At 63.4% G+C, this 15,725-nt stretch carries 14 protein-coding genes; 9 read left to right on the top strand and 5 right to left on the bottom strand.

Annotated features, from left to right (window positions below; genetic code table 11):
• Position 1: 1 nt before the first annotated feature.
• A complete protein-coding gene (locus tag K6M89_RS22705) occupies positions 2 to 1,303 on the bottom strand; it encodes a carbohydrate ABC transporter permease (RefSeq protein ID WP_222141070.1) in 1,302 nt (433 codons plus the stop codon).
• A gap of 65 nt (positions 1,304 to 1,368) precedes the next feature.
• Positions 1,369 to 2,715, bottom strand: coding sequence for an extracellular solute-binding protein (locus tag K6M89_RS22710; RefSeq protein WP_097583300.1), 1,347 nt, complete (start codon positions 2,713 to 2,715; stop codon positions 1,369 to 1,371).
• Between the two features lie 248 nt (positions 2,716 to 2,963).
• Between K6M89_RS22710 and K6M89_RS22715 the strand changes: the two genes are divergently transcribed.
• Together K6M89_RS22715 and K6M89_RS22720 are read left to right on the top strand one after the other, a co-directional pair.
• Positions 2,964 to 3,422, top strand: coding sequence for a YbaK/EbsC family protein (locus K6M89_RS22715; RefSeq protein ID WP_097583298.1), 459 nt, complete (start codon positions 2,964 to 2,966; stop codon positions 3,420 to 3,422).
• A gap of 83 nt (positions 3,423 to 3,505) precedes the next feature.
• Positions 3,506 to 4,495 carry a Tim44 domain-containing protein gene (locus K6M89_RS22720; RefSeq protein WP_222141071.1) on the top strand — a complete coding sequence of 330 codons (990 nt, stop codon included), beginning with the start codon at positions 3,506 to 3,508 and terminating at the stop codon, positions 4,493 to 4,495.
• 19 nt (positions 4,496 to 4,514) lie between these two features.
• On the opposite strand, the gene K6M89_RS22725 is transcribed toward K6M89_RS22720, so the two are convergent.
• A complete protein-coding gene (locus tag K6M89_RS22725; protein ID WP_222141072.1) occupies positions 4,515 to 5,546 on the bottom strand; it encodes a hydroxyacid dehydrogenase in 1,032 nt (343 codons plus the stop codon).
• Positions 5,547 to 5,844: 298 nt separating this feature from the next.
• Here K6M89_RS22725 and K6M89_RS22730 point away from each other — a divergent pair, with 298 nt between their 5' ends.
• Positions 5,845 to 6,444 carry a HupE/UreJ family protein gene (locus tag K6M89_RS22730; protein WP_222141073.1) on the top strand — a complete coding sequence of 200 codons (600 nt, stop codon included), beginning with the start codon at positions 5,845 to 5,847 and terminating at the stop codon, positions 6,442 to 6,444.
• A gap of 33 nt (positions 6,445 to 6,477) precedes the next feature.
• Here the strand turns inward: K6M89_RS22730 and K6M89_RS22735 are convergent, their stop codons facing one another.
• Positions 6,478 to 6,699 carry a hypothetical protein gene (locus tag K6M89_RS22735; protein WP_222141074.1) on the bottom strand — a complete coding sequence of 74 codons (222 nt, stop codon included), beginning with the start codon at positions 6,697 to 6,699 and terminating at the stop codon, positions 6,478 to 6,480.
• On the opposite strand from K6M89_RS22735, the gene K6M89_RS22740 reads away from it, so the two are divergent.
• The 6 genes from K6M89_RS22740 to cydX all read left to right on the top strand — a co-directional run bounded on the left by K6M89_RS22740 (position 6,698) and on the right by cydX (position 13,655).
• Complete coding sequence (locus K6M89_RS22740; RefSeq protein WP_222141075.1) at positions 6,698 to 7,276, top strand: GbsR/MarR family transcriptional regulator; 579 nt, start codon at positions 6,698 to 6,700, stop codon at positions 7,274 to 7,276. The genes K6M89_RS22735 and K6M89_RS22740 overlap by 2 nt on opposite strands.
• 4 nt (positions 7,277 to 7,280) lie before the next feature.
• The gene (gene cydD / locus K6M89_RS22745) at positions 7,281 to 9,011 is read left to right on the top strand and encodes a thiol reductant ABC exporter subunit CydD (protein ID WP_222141076.1); all 1,731 of its coding nucleotides are present in this window, start codon (positions 7,281 to 7,283) and stop codon (positions 9,009 to 9,011) included.
• Complete coding sequence (locus K6M89_RS22750) at positions 9,011 to 10,702, top strand: amino acid ABC transporter ATP-binding/permease protein (RefSeq protein ID WP_222141077.1); 1,692 nt, start codon at positions 9,011 to 9,013, stop codon at positions 10,700 to 10,702. The genes cydD and K6M89_RS22750 overlap by 1 nt, the downstream gene beginning before the upstream one ends.
• Before the next feature lie 76 nt (positions 10,703 to 10,778).
• Positions 10,779 to 12,359 carry a cytochrome ubiquinol oxidase subunit I gene (locus tag K6M89_RS22755; protein WP_222141078.1) on the top strand — a complete coding sequence of 527 codons (1,581 nt, stop codon included), beginning with the start codon at positions 10,779 to 10,781 and terminating at the stop codon, positions 12,357 to 12,359.
• 5 nt (positions 12,360 to 12,364) lie between these two features.
• On the top strand, positions 12,365 to 13,519 hold the full coding sequence (gene cydB, locus K6M89_RS22760) for a cytochrome d ubiquinol oxidase subunit II (RefSeq protein ID WP_222141079.1): 1,155 nt from the start codon (positions 12,365 to 12,367) through the stop codon (positions 13,517 to 13,519).
• Positions 13,520 to 13,532: 13 nt separating this feature from the next.
• The gene (gene cydX, locus K6M89_RS22765) at positions 13,533 to 13,655 is read left to right on the top strand and encodes a cytochrome bd-I oxidase subunit CydX (RefSeq protein ID WP_003595707.1); all 123 of its coding nucleotides are present in this window, start codon (positions 13,533 to 13,535) and stop codon (positions 13,653 to 13,655) included.
• 44 nt (positions 13,656 to 13,699) lie between these two features.
• Here the strand turns inward: cydX and K6M89_RS22770 are convergent, their stop codons facing one another.
• On the bottom strand, positions 13,700 to 15,703 hold the full coding sequence (locus K6M89_RS22770; RefSeq protein WP_222141080.1) for an aldo/keto reductase: 2,004 nt from the start codon (positions 15,701 to 15,703) through the stop codon (positions 13,700 to 13,702).
• Between the last annotated feature and the right edge of the window lie 22 nt (positions 15,704 to 15,725).

Below are 15,725 nucleotides of genomic sequence, written 5' to 3' on the forward strand. Positions count from 1 at the left end.
GTCAGTCCTCGATCAGGGGCTTGGCGACAAGCGTGCCGTAGTTGAAGACGCGCAGATAAAGGAGCGACAGCAGCACGCCGATGACGACGAGCACCAGCGCCATGGCCGCGCCCAGCCCGTATTCGAGATTGCCGGCATAATTCCTGAGCGCGGTGTGATAGGCGGAGAGCGCCCAAACCTCGGTCGTGTTGCCCGGTCCGCCATTGGTCGCGAGCAGGATTTCATTGAAGGAGGCGAGCAGCGACAGCGTCTGGTAGCAGGTGACGAAGAGGATCGGCCAGCGCATCTGCGGCAGGATGATGTAGCGGATCTGCTGCCAGCGCGACGCGCCGTCGACCTCGCTCGCATAGAACTGGCTCTTCGGAATGGCCTTCATTGCCGAGGAGAACACCAGCATGCCCATCGAGGCGCCGATGAAGCCGTTGATAAGCACGACGAAGAACCAGGCATTATAAGCGTTGTCGAGCAGGTAGTTCTTCGGGGGATAGCCGAACTTGCCCATCAGGATCGAGATGAAACCCGTATCCCAGGCGAGCCATTTCCACAGCATGACATAGATGACGACGGGGGTGATGCGCGGCAGAAGCCAGATGCCGCGAAAGATCGAGGCCGGCGTCGGCGGCATATAATGCGTCCAGATGGCGAGCAGCAGCGCATAGCCGACATTGAAGAGCGTCAGCACCAGCGCGACGTAGAGCGCGGTGTTGAATAGCACCCGCGCCATATCAGGCGAGGTGGCGATGCGGGAGAAATTGTCTGGTGTCCAGGTCCAGCCGGTATAGGTGGCCTCGGCCACCGTTTCCTTCTGTTCCTGCGTCAGCTTGAGGCCGAGGGTGTCCAGCGCCGAAAACAGCTCTTCCTTGCTGTTGAAGCGGGTGTTGACGACGGAGCGGTTGAACTGTTCGGAGATCTGTTTGACCTCGCGCGTCGAAGGGCGATCGGCGAGATCCTTGATCATACGCTCGGCTTCGCGGCGCGTCGGGAAGACCTCGCCGGCATGTTTGGCGCGCAGCTCCGCGGCGATACCAGGCTCAAGGCCGAGGCCCTCGACGGCCTTGAGGCCCCCCTCGTCGATCGCGTAGCGCGGTTCGGCCATCTCGGCGGCAATGTCGGGCATGGCCGACTTCAGTGCGATCAGGGAATTGGGTGCGATCTGATAGACGCCGCCGGAAATGCCGGTTGCGGTCGTCATATTGGTCATCGAGAAGACCGCGGTCAAAACGACCGGCATCAGGAAGAACAGGACGATCATGATCGCCGCAGGCGCGATCATCACCAGTCCAAGCCTTCTGGACGATTTCATGGAAGCCTCCTCGCGGGGACCGACCGGGCAGCGGGGTCGCCGCTGCCCGGAAGAGTGCTTCGACTTTAGCGGATGACGATCTTGTCGCCGAGCGTGCTCTTCAGCTCGCTCTCGGCATCGCCGATAGCGGCGTCGACGGTCTTGGCGCCGGTCCAGGATGCCTCGAGGTTCTTCCACATGATGTTCCAATATTTGCCGAAATCGGAATTGTTCGGCATCGCATTGGCATGCGGCAGCAGGCGCTCGGTGGCTTCGCGAGCCCAGCGGTCGTCCGCATAGAAGTCCACTTCGGCTTCGGCTTTGGAGATGCCGAGATGGGCGGATTTGATCGCATGCAGCGCGTTGATGCGCGGTTCGGAGGCGATCGTGATCAGCTGAGCGGCGATCTGCGTATCTTCATCGCTGTGTCCTGCGGTCAGCATGTAGACGAGCGGATGCGTCAGCGTGTTGGCCTTGCCGCCCTCGCCGGCCGGGATCAGCGTGAAGACGATGTTGTCGAAGAAATCCTTCAGGCCTTCCTGGTTGACGAGGCGGGCATAATGCCAGGTGCCGGCGTCCCAGATGCCGGCCTTGCCGGTGGCGACTTCCTTCCACCACTGATCACCCGGCATGCCGATATGGTTCTTCTTGGTGACGCCCGTTTTCACGGCATCGGAGATGAACTGATAGGTCCGGGTCATGGCCGCCTTGTCGAAAACGAGCTTGCCGTTTTCTTCCATCGTACCGCCGAAGCTCGTGTAGAACTGCCAGTAGTCAGGGCCGTTGCTGGGGCGCGGATAGAAGCCGTAGCCTGGCTGGACGAGACCCTTGTCCTGCATCTTCTTGGCGTCTTCTAGCAGGTTCTTCATGGTGTACTTGCCGTCCTGAACGTTCTGCGGCAGTGCATCGAGATCGGCGTCGCTATAGCCGATCGCCTTCATGTAAGGCTTCCAGAAGAACATCGGGCGGGATTCGGCATCCTGCGGAATGCCGTATACGGTGCCGTTGTACGAGGCGATCTGCATCAGGTTTTCGTAGATGCCGTTGAGCGGCCATGCGTCGAGATCAACGTGATCCTCGATCGGAACGATAAGGCCGGCCTGTGACCAGGGGGCGATATCTTCATGACCGCTGGCGACGATGTTCGGGGCGGTCTTGGCTTCCGCGGCAAGCGTCAGCGCCTGCTTGAAATCGTCCCAGCCGGAATAGGGCTTCTTCTCGATGGTGATCTTCAGGTCTTCACCCTTGAGCGCGGCTTCGCGCTGGAGCTGCTGGGCTGCGATCTCGATGGCGTCGAGGCGATAGGTGTCGTTCGGGCCGGTGCCGCCGGCCCAGACGCTGATGGTAACGTCCTTGGCAAGCGCAAATGCGGAGGTCGAGGCCAGGATGGCGGCCGCGATCGTAAGGGATTTCAACGTCGGCAAAATGGTCATTTTCTTCGTCTCCCTGGAAGAGCAGTGTGAAGCCTCTTGACGGGCCAGCACTGTCGCTTGACGGCCGTTCCGAAACCCCACGAAAACGTGACATGTCCCGCTCTATGGGCTCAACGTAACGGCCGAATGACAAAATTGAGCACGTGTGCAAAATTATTATGACGATGTCCGAAAGACTTGCAAGCGACGGTTTTCGGCGGGCATGTTTTGCGCTTCAAATTGCGCTTATGCTGCGCTAGCATCACGTCATGAGCCTTGAATCCGTCCGCGCCTTCCTCCGTGCGCATGCCCCTGATATCGACATCATCGAAACCGCCGAGAGTTCCTCGACGGTTGCCCTTGCCGCCGAGGCCCATGGTGTCGAGCCCGCCCAGATCGCCAAGACGATCTGCCTGCGCGTCGGCGAGCAGATGATGTTGGTTGTCGCCGGCGGGACGGCCCGCCTCGACAATCGCAAGTTCAAGGACACGTTCGGGGCCAAGGGGCGCATGCTCGATGCCGAAGAGGTCGCGGCGGTCACCAGCCATCCGGTGGGCGGTGTCTGCCCCTTCGGCCTGCCCTCGCCGCTGCCGATCTATTGCGATATTTCGCTACAACGCTTCGACGAAGTCGTCCCGGCGGCCGGCTCGACCAATTCGGCCGTGCGCATCGCCACAGGGCGGCTGGCGGAGTTGACCGGCGCCAGCTGGGTCGATGTCTGCCAGTAATGGCGTCGAAGAGCTTCACACGCGGGAAAGAATACCTATATGACATCTCGACATGCCGCGATGTGCATGACAGGAGATCAGGAATGAGTGCCGTTTCGCGTTTTGCCAAGGTCGCGGCCATTGCCGTACTGACGAGCGCTACCGTTTTTGCTTCGCTCGGGGATGCCGAGGCGCGCCGCGCCGGCGGCGGTTTCGGAAGCCGCGGCACGCGCACCTTCCAGGCTCCGCCTGTCACCCAAACTGCGCCTGCTCCGGCCGCGCCGATCGAACGGTCGATGACGCCGCGCCCGCAGACGACGGCACCCGCTGCCGCGCAACAGCCCTTCGGCGCCCAGCGCCCGGGCCTCTTCGGCGGTTTCGGCCGGTCGATGATCGGCGGCCTGATCGCCGGCGGCCTTCTCGGCATGCTGCTCGGCCACGGTTTCGGCGGCGGCTTCGGCTTTCTCGGCATGCTGCTGCAGATCGCGTTGATCGGCGGCGCCGTGATGCTGGCGATGCGTTATTTCGCCAATCGCCGCCAGCCCTCCTACGGGGTGAGCGGCCAGAGCCGCTCCTATAATATGTCGCCTACCAACAATTCGTCCTTCCAGACCCCGACGATCGGTTCGGGCGCTTCTTTCGGCCAATCGTCGCGCGGCAACCGCCCGAGCGACGAGATCGGGCTGGCACAGGCCGATCTCGATCAGTTCGAGGAATTGCTGACCAGCATTCAGACCGCTTACGGCGCTGAGGATTATGGCACGCTGCGCCGGCTGACGACGCCCGAGGCCATGTCCTATCTTGCCGAGGAACTCGGCGAAAACGCCACCAACGGCGTGCGCAACCGCGTCTCCGACGTCAAGCTGCTGCAGGGCGATATTGCCGAGGCCTGGCGCGAAGACGGCCAGGAATATGCGACGCTCGCCATGCGTTACTCGTCGATCGACGCCATGGTCGAACGCGACAGCGGCCGTGTCGTTTCCGGTGACGACCGTCACCCGAGTGAAAGTACCGAGGTGTGGACCTTCGTGCGCAAATCGGGCGCTGACTGGAAGCTCGCCGCGATCCAGGGCACCGAACAGCGCGCCGCCTGAGGCGCGCGCTTACCCTGGCTTAATTCACCGCGACCGGTTTGGAGCGCATGCGGGAGACCGTCTCGCGCTCCGCCCGCTTGCAGCGCATCGGCGGCAAGCCACGATCCATCAGGTCCATATCTTCCAGCACCATATCGCCCATCTTCTTGAAGGCGCTGTCGAGGGCGCCGGCCCGATGCGCCGAGCGGATGAAGCCTTTCAGGCTGCGCACCGGATGATCGGGCGGCAGCGGCTCTTGCGGATAGACGTCGCTCGCCGCGACGATATGGCCTGACGAGACGGCCGCCATCAGCGCATCGAAATCGACGACATCGGCGCGGCTGAGCAGGATGAAGGCTGCACCCTTGCGCATGCCGGCGAAGGCCTCGGCGCCGAGAAATCCCTTGTTTTCGCTGGTGACGGCGGCGACGACGAAGACGAAATCGCTCTTCGTCAGGACATCCTCCAGGCTTGCCGGTTCGACGCCGTTTTCCTCGAGGATCGATTGGGGCAGCCAGGGATCGAACACCCTGATGCGCGCCCTGAAGCCGGACAGCACCCGGCGCAGCGCCTTGCCGAGATCGCCGAAGCCGACGATGCCGATCTCGGAACCGGCGACGAGCCGCGCACTCGCATTGCCCTCTCCGCCCCACAGCTCGCTGCCCTGACGGAAGTCGACATCCGCATCGACGATGCCGCGCGCCAAGGCCAGGGCGAAGCCGAGACCGATTTCGGCGACCGGCTCGGCAAAGACCTGGCCTGTGGTCACGACATGAATGCCGCGCTCAAAGAGCACCTCATAGGGCATGTTGTTCAAGAGATTGCTTTCGACATTGAGGATCGAGCGCAAGGCCGGCATTCTGGCCAGCGTTTCCGCCGACAACGGCGGCTGGCCGATGATGTAGCGCGCCTTGCCGAGGATATCGTCGCCAAGCCCGGCGACAGTATCCGCATCGGCTTCGACGACCTCATATTTCGCATGCAATCGGGCACGGCTCTTGTCGCTGAAGATCAGATCGAGCGTGCGCGGCTCGGGCGCGCTGATTACCAGCGGCCGTTCGGCATTCGTCATGGGTATCTCCTCTGTCGCCGGCGGCTTGCGTTGCCCCGGCCGGAGAATTGATACTCTCTGGCCTTGGTCGTTTCCAGCTGACGGCAAAGGAATTGGAGAGCGAACCCCTCATCGGCGCTGATCTTGATCTGCCAGAGCAATCGAAAGCGGCATTTGCCTATCAGATAAGCAATTGAATTCTCTTGTTGTTTTGCGGCTATCGTGTTGACGGGGCCGATTGCTTGATTTAGCTTGATGCGCGCAAGTAGGCGCCGTGCCGGCGGCCGCAGGATGTCGAAGAACTGCAAAGGAACGAACAATGAATTCAGTATTTAAGAGCGGCTTGCTTGCCTTGGCTGCCGTCGCGCTTCCGGCCGTTGCTTCCGCCCATCCTGCCGTTGGTGAGGGTGCCGGCTTCAGCCATGGCTTTGCTCATCCGATGTCCGGGCTCGATCATGTTCTCGCCATGGTGATGGTCGGGGTTTTTGCTTTCCAGCTCGGCGGCCGCGCCATCTGGCTCCTGCCGACGACCTTCGTCCTGGTGATGGCGGGTGGCGGCGCTCTCGGCGTTGCCGGCGTCAATCTTCCCTTCGTTGAAACCGGGATTGCGCTTTCCGTCGTCATTCTGGGGGCCGTCGTTGCACTCAACGTCAAGGCGCCGCTGGCCGCAGCACTCGGCATCGCCGGCCTCTTCGCCATCTTCCATGGTCATGCGCACGGCGCCGAAATGCCGGAAAATGCGACCGGCGCTGCCTATGCTGCCGGCTTCATGATCGCGACCGTGCTGCTGCATGGCGCCGGCCTCGCTCTCGGCTACGTCATCGGTCGCGCCGGCGAAAGTCGAAGCATTTTCGTGACGCGGGCCGCCGGCGGCGTTGCCGCCATATCGGGCCTCGGCATCCTGGCCGGCTTGATCTGATCGGCCGTATTGCTGCTGCCAGAAAGCACCCATTCAGCCAAGAACGCCCGGCGATATATTGCCGGCGTTTTTTGCATCGTTCGGTAACGAGCCATGGACTTGCCCTACGTAATTCGGGCCGCCGCCAAATCTGACGGGTGAATTGACAATATCCAAATTGACGCAGGCACCTCTTGCCGATTGCCGGCGAGGTGTAAAACTCTGTATAGTAATTTCAGAAATTTCTGAAATCACAGATGCAACGGAAATTGCCATGAACCTTCCGCCTCTCGTCCAATCCTTCGTTCTCCATTTCGGCGAGATGGGATCGCGCTGGGGGATCAACCGCACGGTCGGCCAGATCTATGCCCTGCTCTTCGTCTCGCCCGGACCGCTCTGCGCCGAGGAGATCGCCGAGTCGCTCGGCATCTCGCGCTCCAATGTGTCGATGAGCCTGCGCGAATTGCAGGCCTGGAACCTCGTCCTTCTCAAACACAAGCCGGACGATCGGCGCGATTTCTTCACCACGCCGGATGACGTCTGGCTCATCTTGCGGACGCTGGCCGAGGAACGAAAGAAGCGTGAAGTCGATCCGACGCTGTCGGTTCTGCGCGAAATCCTGATGCAGCGCCCCGCCAGCGAGGCCGAACGGCATGCGCAACAGCGCATGGGCGAGATGCACACGCTGATCGAACAGCTGACCCATTGGTACGAAGACGTAAAACAACTTGAGACGGAGAGGCTTGCAACGCTACTCTCGCTCGGCGCGAAAGTGACAAAGCTTCTGGAGGCCAAGGACCGAGTCATCTCGCTCGGCCGCAGCCGCCGGCCGAATCCTGCGAACAAGAGTTAGCGCCATGGGCACTGCTTTCTTCGACGCGAGAGACAGACCAGAGGCTCGGCCACTCCCAGAGGGCGAAGCCGTGCCGGCCGGCCGCGATGCGACAAAGAGCGGAATGCGCCGGGCGGCGGTGCTGCAAGCGCTGGCCGCCGCGTTCTGGGTTCCTCAGGCCGGGTTGCTGGCCTTCGCGGTGGGGCGCATCGTCGATGGCGGCGGGTTGCGTGAGGTACTCTGGCCAGCCCTCGGCATTCTTGTCCTCGGACTTGCAAGAAGCTGTCTCGACGCGGCCGGCGGCCGCCTGGCCTTTCATGTCGCGCGCGCCGAGCTCAGCCGCAGGCGGCGGATCGCGGCCGCGGCCATCTCGAGCTCGTCGCCGATCGATCGCGGTCGGCCGGTCTCCGGCAAAGCGGCAAGCGTGCTTGGCGAGCAAGCCGAACTCATCATGCCCTACCTCTCCCGTTTTCAGCCGGCGCGCATCAAGGCGAGCCTCGTGCCGCTTGTCATTCTTGCCTGCGTCCTGCCGGTCTCCTGGATCGCGGCGCTGGTTCTGCTGTTCGCCGCGCCGCTGATCCCGATCTTCATGGCACTGATCGGCTGGCGCGCCCAGGCGGCCAGCGAAAGACAACTCGTTGCCACCGGCGGTCTCAACGGCTTCCTGCTCGACCGCCTACGCGGCCTGGCGACGATCCGCGCGCTCGGCGCGGTCGATGCAACCGCATTGCGGCTGCGCCAGGAGGCGGAATCGCTGCGTAAGCGCACCATGGCGGTGCTGAAGATCGCCTTTCTCTCTTCGGCGGTGCTCGAGCTTTTCGCCGCCCTCGGTGTGGCGATGATCGCCGTCTATGTCGGCTTCAGCCTGCTCGGCGAGATCCGCTTCGGCACTTGGGCAGGCCGGCTCGACCTGACGGAGGGACTGTTCATCCTGCTGCTGGCGCCGGCCTTTTTCGAGCCGCTGCGCGAGCTCTCGGCCGTTTGGCACGACCGGGCAGCGGGTGATGCGGCGCTGAAGGCCCTGGACGCTCTTGCCGCTGGCGGCATGCCGATTCAGGGATCGGCCGAAGTTGCGCCGTTGATATCCGCCGGTGCGCCGGCCATCGAGCTTGAAAATCTTGTCTTTCGCTACGGTGCCGATGAAGCCTTGATCCTCAGCGACTTCAATCTCAATATCGCCGCCGGCGAACATCTGGCGCTTCTCGGCGCCAGCGGTTCCGGCAAGTCGACACTTCTTTCGCTGATGGCGGGGCTGGCGCCCTGCACCGGCGGTCGCATCGTCATCGGCGGCGTCGAGCTTATGGGCGACACCGCCGGTGGCTTGCGCGGCGGCATGGCCTGGATCGGCCAGAGGCCGCATATCTTTGCCGGCACCATTGTGGGAAATACCGCGCTCGGCAGAACCGACATCCCGCGCGCCGGCGTGGCGAAGGCGCTGGACGCCGCGAGGCTCGGACATGCAGTTGCCGCCTACGGCAGCCGTCCGCTCGGAGAAGGCGGGACCGGGCTTTCCGGCGGCGAGGCGCTGCGGCTTGCGATCGCGCGGGCGGCCTGCAATCCGCATCTGCGGCTGATCCTGGCCGACGAGCCGACCGCGCATCTCGATGCTGCCACCGCGGCGGAGGTTACCGAGAGCCTGCTTTCGCTCGCCAAGGGACGCACCCTTGTTGTTGCGACCCACGATCCGCTGCTTGCCGCACGCATGCATCGCAGCGTGCGCATCGATTCCCACAGCATGATCCGGGAGGCGGCCTAATGAGTGGAGTGGCTGCAGATCTCAAGCCGATCCTGCGCCTGTTCCTCGCCGAGCGCCGGCGAGCACTGCTGCTCGGCGCGGTGCTTTCGGCAGCGACGGTGACTGCGGGCATTGCCCTTCTCGGCCTGTCCGGCTGGTTCATCACCGCCACCTCGGTTGCCGGCCTTTCGGCTGCGGCCGCCGTCACTTTCGACGTCTTTGCGCCCTCGGCCGGCATTCGCCTGCTGGCCATCGTCCGAACCGCGGCGCGTTATGGCGAAAGGCTTGCGACCCATGACGCCACGCTCGGCGTGCTTGCTGGCCTGCGCGAGAAATTGTTTCGCGGTTTTGCCGAACCGGGTGCGGCGCGCGCCCTGCTCTATCGTCCCGCACGGCTGCTGTTCCGGCTGACAGCCGATGTCGATGCGCTCGACTCCCTTTATCTCCGTATTCTCGTGCCGGCCGCGGTGGCCGTCGGCGCAGCTCTGGTCGCGAGCCTCGCGCTGGGGCTGATGCATCCCTTGTTCGGTCTGTGTTTTGGCTTGCTTCTCGCCGGCGCCGGCCTCGGCCTGCCGCTGATTGCCGGCCGCGCTGCCCGCAAACACGCTCGCCGGCGCGCCCATGGCATCGAGGCGCTGCGGTCGCTGACGATCGATCTCGTCGCCGGCCAGACCGACCTGTTGATGGCCGGCCGGCTTTTCGCGCAGAAAGAGGCGATCGCCGCTGCCGATCGGTACGCCGCCAGCGCCGACGGCCGCCTGAACCGCGTGGAGACCGGCCTGACCTTCGGTTTCAGCCTTGTTTCGGCGCTGCTGCTGACGGCATCTCTGCTTGCCGTTGCGGCTCTTGCGGAAGCCCGGCTGATCACCGCTCCCGTTGCGGCCCTCGTGGTGCTTGTCGCCTTTGCGGCCGTCGAACCCTTTGCGGCGCTGCGTCGCGGCGCCCTTGACCTCGGCAGGACGCTGCTTGCGGCAAGGCGCATCGCGCCGCGGCTTGCCGTCGCCGTCGCATCCGAGCCAGTGGCACCGCCCCTCCCGGGATACGCCGTGTCGCTGGCTGACGTGTCCGCCTTCCATGAAGGCTCCAACGCAGCGGTGCTCAAGGACATCGATCTTGCGCTCCGGCAGGGCGAACGCCTCGCCGTAATCGGCAGCAGCGGCGCCGGCAAGTCGAGCCTGCTTGCTTTGCTTTCCGGCGAGTTGCCTGCCAGGACGGGAAGCATTGCCGCGACGCCGGCGACGCTGCTGACACAACGGACGGAACTCTTTGAGGATAGCCTGCGGGGTAACCTTACCCTTGCCGACCCGAAAGCGAGCGAGGCCCGTCTCCATGATGTGCTTGCCGCCGCCGGTCTGCTTGCCGATGTCGAGGCGATGCCGCAAGGGATCGATACACGGCTCGGCGAAGGCGGGCTTGGCCTTTCGGGCGGCCAGTCGCGCCGGCTGGCGCTTGCCCGGCTCTTCCTGCGCGCTACGCCGCTCTGGCTGCTCGACGAACCGACCGAGGGCCTCGACGGCGCCACCGCCCGCGACGTGCTCGGTCGTCTGTCGGCGATGGCGGCAGGCCGCTCGCTTGTTATCGCGACTCACATCCGCCGCGAGGCTGTTATCGCCGATCGCATCGCCGTCATCGAAGGCGGCCGCATCTTAGACGTTTCGCGCCGTGGAGAAGTGGCGTTCGAAAAGGCGCTCGACCGGCTTCGGCCGGATTGAGTGAGATCGCATGCCCTCAAGCGCCGGCCGGCGCTTGGGAATGCTCCATACCCCGTGGGACCGTGGGAGAAAGACAATGGAACTAGACATCGTCGCGTTATCGCGCTTCCAATTCGCGCTGACGGCGCTTTACCACTTCCTGTTCGTACCGCTGACGCTCGGCCTGTCCGTGCTCTTGGCGATCATGGAAACCGTTTATGTCATGACCGGCCGCCAGATCTGGCGGCAGATGACGAAATTCTGGGGCACGCTGTTCGGCATCAATTTCGTGCTCGGCGTCGCCACCGGCATCGTCATGGAATTCCAGTTCGGCATGAACTGGAGCTATTACAGCTATTATGTCGGCGACATCTTCGGCGCGCCGCTGGCGATCGAAGGCCTGATGGCCTTCTTCCTGGAGGCGACCTTCGTCGGCCTATTCTTCTTCGGCTGGGACAAGCTGTCGAAGGTCGGCCATCTCGTTGCCACCTGGGCGGTGGCGCTCGGTTCGAACTTCTCCGCGCTCTGGATCCTTATTGCGAACGGCTGGATGCAAAACCCGGTCGGATCTGCTCTCAATCCGCAGACGATGCGCATGGAGATCACCAGCTTCTTCGACGTCGTCTTCAATCCGGTCGCCCAGGCGAAATTCGTCCATACGGTATCGGCCGGTTACGTCTGCGCCTCGATCTTCGTGCTCGGCGTCTCGGCCTGGTATGTGCTGAAGGGCCGGCATATCGAGCTTGCTAAACGTTCGATGACTGTGGCCGCCTCCTTCGGTCTCGCTTCGGCGCTCTCGGTGGTCGTGCTCGGCGACGAGAGCGGTTATCTCGCGACCGAGAACCAGAAGATGAAGCTTGCCGCGATCGAAGGCATGTGGAAGACCGAGCCGGCGCCGGCCGCCTTCACCGCCTTCGGCTTTCCCGATCAGGAGGCGCGCGAGACGCATTTTGCCGTGCATATTCCCTGGGTCATGGGCCTGATCGGCACACGGTCGCTGACGACCGAAATACCCGGCATCGATCAGCTCGAAAAGCAGGCCGAGGTGCGCATCCGCGACGGCATCAAGGCCTATGACGCGCTGATGCAGATCCGTGCGGCGCCCGCGCAGGATCAGGTGGCGCAGGAGGTTCGCACCTCCTTCGAGGATCTCGGCCATGATCTCGGCTATGCCCTTTTGCTGAAGCGCTATGTCGACGATCCGCGCCAGGCGACCCACGCGCAGATCGCTCAGGCTGCGCGCGACACGATCCCGCATGTGCCGATGCTCTTCTGGTCCTTCCGCATCATGGTCGGCCTCGGCATCTTCTTCATCCTGCTGACCGCCACCTTCTTCTGGCTGTCGGCGCGCCGCCACCTCGACAAATACCCGCTGCTTCTGAGGGTTGCCGTGCTGGCGATCCCCCTGCCCTGGGTCGCCATCGAGCTCGGTTGGGTCGTCGCCGAGTTCGGCCGCCAGCCCTGGGTGATCGAAGGCGTCCTGCCGACGGCGGCGGCCGTCTCCAGCCTCGGCGCCGGCACCGTGCTTCTGACGATCATCGGTTTTGCCGCCCTCTACACAGTGCTGATCGTCATCGAGATGAGCCTGATGATCAAAGCGATCAGGCAGGGGCCGGAACCGGACGACGAGCCGGAAGCCGTCCTGATATCAGAAACCCTCGTCCCGGCCGCGGAGTGACTGCCATGATCCTTCACGAACTCATCGATTACGAAACCCTGCGCCTCATCTGGTGGCTGCTGCTCGGCGTGATATTGATCGCTTTTGCAACGACAGGCGGCTTCGATCTCGGCGTCGGCACGCTTCTGCCCTTTGTCGCCAGGACCGATGCGGAGCGGCGCGTGGCGATCAACACGATCGGCGCCACCTGGGAAGGCAACCAGGTCTGGCTGATCCTCGGAGGCGGCGCCATCTTCGCCGCCTGGCCGCCGCTTTACGCGGTTTCCTTCTCGGGCTTCTATCTCGCCATGTTCGCGATCCTTTTCGCGCTCATCCTGCGCCCGGTCGGCTTCAAATACCGGTCGAAACGGGAAAGCGTCCGTTGGCGAAACGGCTGGGACTGGGCGCTTTTCATCGGCGGCTTCGTGCCGGCGCTGATCTTCGGTGTTGCGGTCGGCAACGTCCTGCAGGGCGTGCCCTTCCGCTTTGCCGACGACATGCGGATCTTCTACGAAGGCTCGTTCTTCGCTTTGCTCAACCCCTTTGCGCTGCTGTGCGGGCTGTTGTCCGTCGCCATGCTGACGATGCACGGTGCCGCCTGGCTGGTCTTGAAGGCGAGCGGTCCGGTTGCAGAGCGGGCCAGAAGCTATGGCAGCATCGCCGCTCTCGCCGCCATCGTGCTGTTTGCCTTCGGCGGCGTCTTCCTGTGGATCGGCGTCGGCGGCTATCGCATCACCAGCGACATCAGCCCGATCGGGCCTTCCAATCCGCTGCTGAAGACGGTGGCGCTGGAGAAAGGCGCGTGGCTTGCCAATTACACCGCACATTCGTGGATGATCGCCGCGCCCGTCCTCGGCTTTGCCGGTGCGGCACTGGCCTTCATCGCCATGCGGGCAAGGCGCGAGGTGACGACGCTGCTCTTCAGCACGGTCGCGATCCTGGGCATCATCTCGACGGTCGGTCTCTCGATGTTCCCGTTCATCCTGCCCTCCTCGCTCGATCCACGATCGGGCCTGACGGTCTGGGATGCATCCTCCAGCCATATGACGTTGTTCATCATGCTCGTGGTGTCGGCGATCTTCCTGCCGATCATCTGTGCCTACACGGCCTGGGTCTACAAGGTTTTGTGGGGCAAGGTCGAAGAGAAATCCGTCACCGACAAAAACAGCCACGCCTACTGAGGGAGACGAAACGATGTGGTATTTCGCATGGATCCTCGGCCTGCCGCTGGCCGCCGCCTTCGCCGTCCTCAACGCCATGTGGTATGAGCTGATGGATGACGCCGCCAGAAAGAAGGCGTCCGAAACGCGCAAGTAGTTATGGAAAGGGCGCGGCTTCGAACCGCGCCCTTTCTTCTATTATCAGCCTTCCAGCCATTTCATCTGTTCGGGCGTCAGCTTGATGTCGAGCGCCGAGAGACTGTCTTCCAGTTCGGCGACGGTGCGCGGCCCGATCAGCGGAATGACAGGGAAGGGCTGGGCGATGACATAGGCGAGCGCGATGTGGATCGGATTGCGGCCGAGCTTGTCGGCAAGCTCGATGGCGCGGTCGCGGCGTCCGAAATTGCGCTCGGAATACCAGACGCGCACGATTTCCTCGTCGTCGCGCTTGTCGCGGCCGGCGCGGTCGGTAAAGAAGCCGCGGCCCTGGCTCGACCAGGCAAAGTTCGGGATCTGCTTCTCGTTCAGCCATTTCTTCCAATCGTCATCGGAAGCGGCGACGCAGCCGGCCCAGATCGGATCGAGCATCTCGGCAAGCGAGAAGTTGTTGGAGAGTGCTGCCGGCGCCGCCTTGCCGGTCTTTTCGGCATAGGCGATTGCCTCGTCGAAACGCGCCCTTGTCCAGTTCGAGCCGCCGAAGATGCCGCGGATGCGGCCGCGTTTGACTTCTGCATCCATGGCATCGACGAACTCGCCGACCGGCACGTCGGTATTGTCGCGATGCATGAAATAGATGTCGACATAGTCGGTCTTCAGCCGGGCGAGAGACTGGTCGAGCTGCTTGGCGATCATATCGGGATAGCAGAGCGGCGAATGGGCGCCCTTGCCGATCAGCACGATCTCCTCGCGCGGCACCTGGCGGCTCGTGTGCCAGTCGCCGAAGATCGCCTCCGTCTTGCCGGCGCCATAGACATAGGCGGTATCGAAGGCGTTGCCGCCGGCTTCATAGAAGGCGTCGAGCGTCAGCGAGGCGGCGGCGAAGTTCGGGAAGAATTCGAAGCCGAGCGTCACCACCGAGGCCGGCTTGGAAATGCCTGGTATCTCACGCTGCGGGATGCTGCTACCGCGCGTGACCACGCCGCCGGCAATGTTGGCCGTGCGCTTTGCCGCTTTCTCGACGCCATATTCGAGGCCGACCGAGGCTCGCCACTGGTCGAGCACGCGCAGGTTTGCGATCGAATCCGCCCAGCTCATGCCGGGGGCGCTGAATTCGGTTCGGCCGGCACGGATAGCATCGCCCGCTGCGTCCGCCTCGAAGGAATAGAGCCAGCGATCCTCCCTGACTTCGATCGTCTCCTGTTTGCCGCCCTTGAAGATCTCGATCTTGCCGACGCCGCCCTTGTGACCGGAGGCGAACCAGAAGTCGGCGACCTCGATCCGGCCCTCGGAGCCGATGATGCGCAGGACATTGTCCTGCTGCGCCATGATCGAGCAGGAGACCTCGGCGATGATCTCGTTCGGGAATTTGAGCACCGCCGACGCCCACTCATCGACGCCGCTCTCTCCGAGATGGGCGACGCCCGCAACCTTCTCCGGTTCGAGGAAGGCTTTGCCTTCCGCTGCACCCGCAATCAGCCTCGCCATCGAGACCGGATAACCGCCGACGTCGAGAATGCCGCCGCCGGCGGTGTCATTGGCGAACAGCCGGTGTTCCGGCCTGTAGCTGCCCATATTGAAGCCGAAGCTCGAGCGGATGATGCGCAGCGTGCCGATGACGCCGTTCTTGATGAGCTCGACCAGCTTCTCCGTCTGCGGATGCACGCGGTACATGAAGGCCTCGCCGGCAAAGACGCCGGCCTTCCTGGCTTCGTAGTAGACGGCTTCGGCGTCATAGGCCGAAAGTGCGATCGGCTTTTCCACCAGGATGTGCTTGCCGGCGCGGGCGGCCTTGATCGCCCATTCTGCATGGCCGGTATGGGGCACGGAAATATAGACCGCATCAACCTCGGGGTCGGAAAGCAGCGCCTCATAACCGTTGACGATGCGGGCGCCGGGGAAGTTTTCGGCAAGTCCCGGCTTGGAAGGATTACGGGTGGCGATTGCCACCAATTTGCCGGTACGCGAATGGGCGACGCCATCGGCAAAGGTGCGGGCGATGGTGCCGGGGCCGATGATGCCCCAGCGGATCGGTTGATCGGACGTCATGGAAACCTCTTTCGTCTTTCTG

This window comes from Rhizobium croatiense, from assembly GCF_019793465.1.
Taxonomy (GTDB): domain Bacteria; phylum Pseudomonadota; class Alphaproteobacteria; order Rhizobiales; family Rhizobiaceae; genus Rhizobium; species Rhizobium croatiense.